This is a genomic window from Paenibacillus sp. P22 (genome assembly GCF_000469945.2).
In the GTDB taxonomy this organism is placed as follows: domain Bacteria; phylum Bacillota; class Bacilli; order Paenibacillales; family Paenibacillaceae; genus Paenibacillus_O; species Paenibacillus_O humicus.
In genome coordinates this window covers 1-4608 of sequence record NZ_CBRA020000283.1, presented here as the reverse complement: position 1 = coordinate 4608, position 4608 = coordinate 1, and the positions used below count along the sequence as shown (strand labels likewise).

The window sequence follows — 4608 nt, the reverse complement described above, 5'->3', positions numbered from 1 at the left end:
CCTCGCCCTGTACGGCCGCAACGCGGGCCGATATCCGGTGGACCTGGTTGTGCGCTATCGTTGAGAGCATCGGCAGCCTATGAACCTGAAGGGGCATTCCCCATGCGGAGGGGATGTCCCGTTGAATGACGAACCTCGGCCTGCAAAACTCGTACATCGGCATGATCCTCCCCATGATCTCGTCGCCCACAGTCTCAGCCGACGCCTGGCCGCGAGCGGCCTCCAGCCTCATCAGGCCCCAGGCGCAGACGAACGCGGCCATGCCGGCGGCGGCAGGCCATACCGCCGCATGCCCGCCGGCAGAGGAGGCGACGGAGGCCTCGACCGTTCCCGCCACGCGTCCGTCAAGCATGAAAGGCTTGACCGACGACAGACGGCTGCCGCGAGGACCATCCTCTCCGGCGACAGCGATCGTCTCGCCTGCGGCCGTCCTAACCTCCAAGTAAACAGCGCCCCCGGCGGGATGCGCAGCCGCATCCCGCCGGAGAGCCTCCTCCATGCCGTCCGCCGAACCGTGCAAGCCGGCATACGCAGAAGCATAGCCGCTCCAGTACAGAGCGAGCCGCTTCGCTTCGTCAGGCTCCTTCGACGATTTCGGCGTCCCTACCAGCACGGCAGCAGCCGCTATCGCCGCAGCGGCCGAGCCGCAGGCTGTCCGCAGCCAGGCAGCTCGGGACAGGGAGCGCGCCTTCATTCGCGCCTCTCTTCCTGAAGGAAGCGATATCCGACGCCGTATACCGTCCCGATATAACGAGGCTCGGCCGAATCGTCGCCGAGCTTGCGCCGCAAATTCCGGATATGGCTGTCTATCGTCCGCTCATACCCTGCGTACGCTTCGCCGAGAGCCTCCTCCAGCAGATGCGTCCGGGTGAATACCCTTCCGGGATGAGAGGCCAGCTTCAGCAGCAGCGCGAACTCGGTTCGGGTCAGCTCCACCGGAGCCCCTCCGACGCTGGCTTCGAACCGCTCCGGAGAGATGGAGAGGTCGCCGCGGACGAGCCCTTCCGTCTTAGCCGGGAGCGAGCCCTCTCCTTCCTTCATCCTTCCGGCTCGGCGAAGCACCGCCTTGATCCGGGCATGCAGCTCCCTCAGGCTGAACGGCTTCTGGATATAATCGTCCGCGCCGATCTCAAGCGCCAGGATGCGGTCGAACTCGTCGCTTCGCGCCGTCACCATCAGGATCGGCAGCTGCCACAGCCTTTCATTGCGGCGGCATAAGTCGAGACCCGTTCCGCCGCCCTTCAGCAGCCAATCCACAAGCAGCAGCTGCGGCTTCTCCTGCTCGATCAGGACGATCGCCGCTTCTGCCGAATCAGCCGTATGCACCTCGCAGCCTTCTCTGCGCAAATACGCAGCCCCTTGCTCCGCCAGCTCCCGCTCGTCCTCGACCCATACAATTCGTGTCATCCCCGATCCTCCCTCCGGCCCCGATTGTTCTTGTTCCTATGGCATTCCTTGCCTGCCAGCCGCTCCAACGCAGCGGCTGCCCGCCGTATTCCCTCGGCGATCATGTCCTCTTCGGCCGTCGCGACGCTGATGCGCATCCAGCCGGGACGTTCCCCGTACAGCTCCCCGGGACTGACGGCGACACCTTGCTCCATGCATTCCTGCAGCACTTCCAGTCCGGAGCGCGCCAGGCCATGCTTCAGCCAGATATAAAAGCCGCCCTCCGGAAGCGCCGCCTGGATGGCCGCATGCGGAGCAAGGCTGGCCGCCGCGGCTTCCGCGGCCGCCTGTCTTCTGCGTTCGAGAGCCGCCCGGACGGTCTCCAGCCTGGTATCGAACTGGCCGCTGCCCAGCAGCGCCGCTCCCAGACGTTCACCCGGATGGCTGGTCGTCAAGCCCGAGGCGTGGCGCGCGGCCATCAGCGCCGCCATCAGCGCCCTTGGCGCCGCGATCCAGCCTGTCCGCATGCCGGGAGTGGCGATCTTCGAGAATGTGCCGCAGGATAGGACCCGCTCCCTGCCGCCGGGCAGCGAGCGCAGCGAAGGAAGCGCCGTCCAGCCCGGCCTGCCGAGCAGGGAGTAGGGATCGTCCTCGATGATCGGCAGCCTGAGCTCGGTGCAGATGGCGAGGAGCTGCAGCCGTCTCGCCAGCGACAGCGTCGATCCGGTCGGATTCTGGAACGTCGGATTCGTAACGACAAGCCGGATCCGGTGGCGGCGGTACAGCTCCGGTATCGCTTCCGGCGTGAGGCCTTCCTTGTCGACCGGCAGCCGGACCATGTAGATGCCGGCTGCCGCGAATACGCCCATCGCGTACAGATAGGACGGACCTTCGACCGCTACGGCGTCCCCCGGCTCCAGCATCGCTCTCGCGATTAGGCCGAGCGAATGCTTGACGCCGCCTGTCAGGAGCAGCTCATCCGGCTTCGCTGCCAGCGAAGGACCGATCCGCGGATGGGAGGCGAGAGCCTCCCTCAAGCCGCAATCGCCCTGCGGATCGTCCCTGTAGCTGAACGGCCGGCTCCAATCAAGCTCTCCCGACAGCCGCTCCATCAGCTCCAGAGGCATCAGGCTGCGATGCAGCTCTCCTTGGGTGAGGTCGATCACGCCTTCTCGAGGCGCCTCGTTGACGGCCTCCTGCAGCCGGCTAGAAGGATTGTATCTTCGGCTCAAATAGCGGATCCAATCCGGCTGCCGCTCCCCCTGCTCCCACATCGAGTCGCTGACGCTCGTCCCGCTTCCCGGGCGCGACTGGACGAGACCGAGCGCCCTCAGCTCGCCGTATGCCGCCTGGACCGTGCTGCGGTTGACCGCCAGCCGGAGGGCAAGATCCCGTTCCGCCGGCAGCTTCGAGCCCGGAGGCAGCAGACCGCTGCGGATCTGCTCCTCATAGTGCCGGCATATTTGGATATAGACGGCATCTGAGCCGGATGGACTCGGTTTCCAGAACATGATCATCCCCCCTTTTGTTTGATTATATCGCCTTCATGAATTGGATGGGCAAAATTTCCTCCAATTGGCTGGTGCGCCCAATCTCCCGAACCGCTATGATAACAACAAAACAGAGGGGGAACCGCCATGTTGTTCAAGGAACCGAAATTCGCCTGGCTGCTTCTGGCCGTCTTGTGGTGCTTTACGTTCGCAGGCTCGCTGGGCCGCATCGTCATCGCTTTTTTCCAGCCGGAAATTACCGCCGATCTCGGCGTCGAGCGGGACTTTCTCGGCTTTACGTGGTCGACCGCCATCGTGCTTACCGCTGTATGCGCGCCGCTCGGCGGCCTTCTCGCCGACCGCAAAGGCTATGCGGCGGCGATGGGAATCTCCGCCGCGATGAACGCCCTCGGCGCCGCCTCGGTGCTGTTCATTCCCGGTACGCTCGGGTATTGGCTCGGGAACGGATTGCTTGCCGGATTGAGCGGGCTGGGAGCCGCCTCGGCCTATATGCTCGTGCAGGACTGGTTCCGCCATCACCGGGCCAAAGCTCTCGCTCTGCTCGGCAGCGCCGGGTCGCTTGGCCTGGCCGTGCTGACGCCGCTGTTGACGCAAGGCCACAAGTACGAGTGGAGACAGCTCTATGCGGTGCTGCTCGTCGTCCACCTGCTGTTCCTTCCTTTGGCGGCGCTCGTATTCCGGAGCCGGGCGGCAAGCCGGCATGAGGATACGGAGAACGTTCCTCTCTCCGAGAACCAAGAGCTCTCCGCAGCTCCTGAAACGATCCTCCCACCGAAGGACGGCCAAAAGCCGCTTTCCGCAGCTCCGTCCGGACATTCCGGCGCCTCTCCCGCGAACCCTCCCCAGAGCTGGCGGGAGAAGTCCGCCGCGCTGCTGGACATGGCCCGAAACCGCGTCTTCCTCGTCGTCTCCTTCTCTCTCCTTGCCTGCGGCTTCAGCATGGGCACCGTGGAAATGAACCTGGCCGCCATCCACCAGCATTCGCATGTGCCGACCGCAACGATCGCCGCTTCGCTCAGCCTGCTCGGCGTTCTCGAAGTTTGCGGCGGACTTCTGTTCTCCTATTTCCTGGACCGCTCCTCCCGCTCGTCAGCGCTGGCTTTGCTGTTTGGAGTCCGAGTTCTCGCCTTTTCCTTGCTGCTTCCCCATCTGCAGCTGTCGCCGGTATTTTTCTCGCTGCTTTTCGGCGCGAGCTATGTTGGCGCCGTATCGGGCGGCATTCTGCTCGCGGATGAGAACGCCGGCGGACCGGGCGGGCTGCGCACCGGCTTTCTGCTGCTGCTCCATCAGCTCGGAGGTGCGGCTGCCGCGCTCGGAGGAGGCATTCTCTACCGGCTGCAGCATTCGTACCAGACCGTCATTGCCGTCAATTTGATTTTGAGCGCGCTCGCTTTCGTCTTCTTCCTCCTGCTCTCCCGGCATCTTGCGGCAAGACGCCGCCCATCGCGCGGCAGCTCAGCCGAGCTGGAGGCTTCCGGCTGAATACCGATGCCGGCCGAGGCCGCCTTCCGTCCCTATGCGGTTCGATGGACAGCAGACACCCAAGCCTCGAGATCGACAGGTCTGCCCCGCGCCTTAAAGCGAACAAGAAAAAAAGGGCTGTCCCCCGTTGGGGACAGCCCTTGACTGGCTTCCGGATCAAGCGACGTCGAACGTGCTGCGCTTGATGATATGGAGATCGTCTCCGGAATAGATATGGATGTAGATGACG

The 4608-nt window shown here is 64.3% G+C and carries 4 protein-coding genes; 1 reads left to right on the top strand and 3 read right to left on the bottom strand.

Going from position 1 to position 4608, the window contains the following annotated elements; genetic code table 11:
• The 3 genes from BN871_RS25815 to BN871_RS25805 all read right to left on the bottom strand — a co-directional run.
• On the bottom strand, positions 1-694 hold a 694-nt coding region (locus BN871_RS25815; RefSeq protein ID WP_048750018.1), incomplete at its 3' end, for a hypothetical protein.
• Positions 691-1407 (bottom strand): response regulator transcription factor, encoded by a 717-nt coding sequence (locus tag BN871_RS25810; RefSeq protein WP_021882428.1) that lies wholly within the window; start codon positions 1405-1407, stop codon positions 691-693. The genes BN871_RS25810 and BN871_RS25815, both read right to left, overlap by 4 nt.
• Entirely contained in the window at positions 1404-2897 is a 1494-nt protein-coding gene (locus BN871_RS25805) for a PLP-dependent aminotransferase family protein (protein WP_048750015.1), read from the bottom strand. Before BN871_RS25805 ends, BN871_RS25810 begins: the two co-directional genes overlap by 4 nt.
• A gap of 126 nt (positions 2898-3023) precedes the next feature.
• On the opposite strand from BN871_RS25805, the gene BN871_RS25800 reads away from it, so the two are divergent.
• The gene (locus tag BN871_RS25800) at positions 3024-4379 is read left to right on the top strand and encodes an MFS transporter (RefSeq protein ID WP_021879887.1); all 1356 of its coding nucleotides are present in this window, start codon (positions 3024-3026) and stop codon (positions 4377-4379) included.
• Positions 4380-4608: the final 229 nt, after the last annotated feature.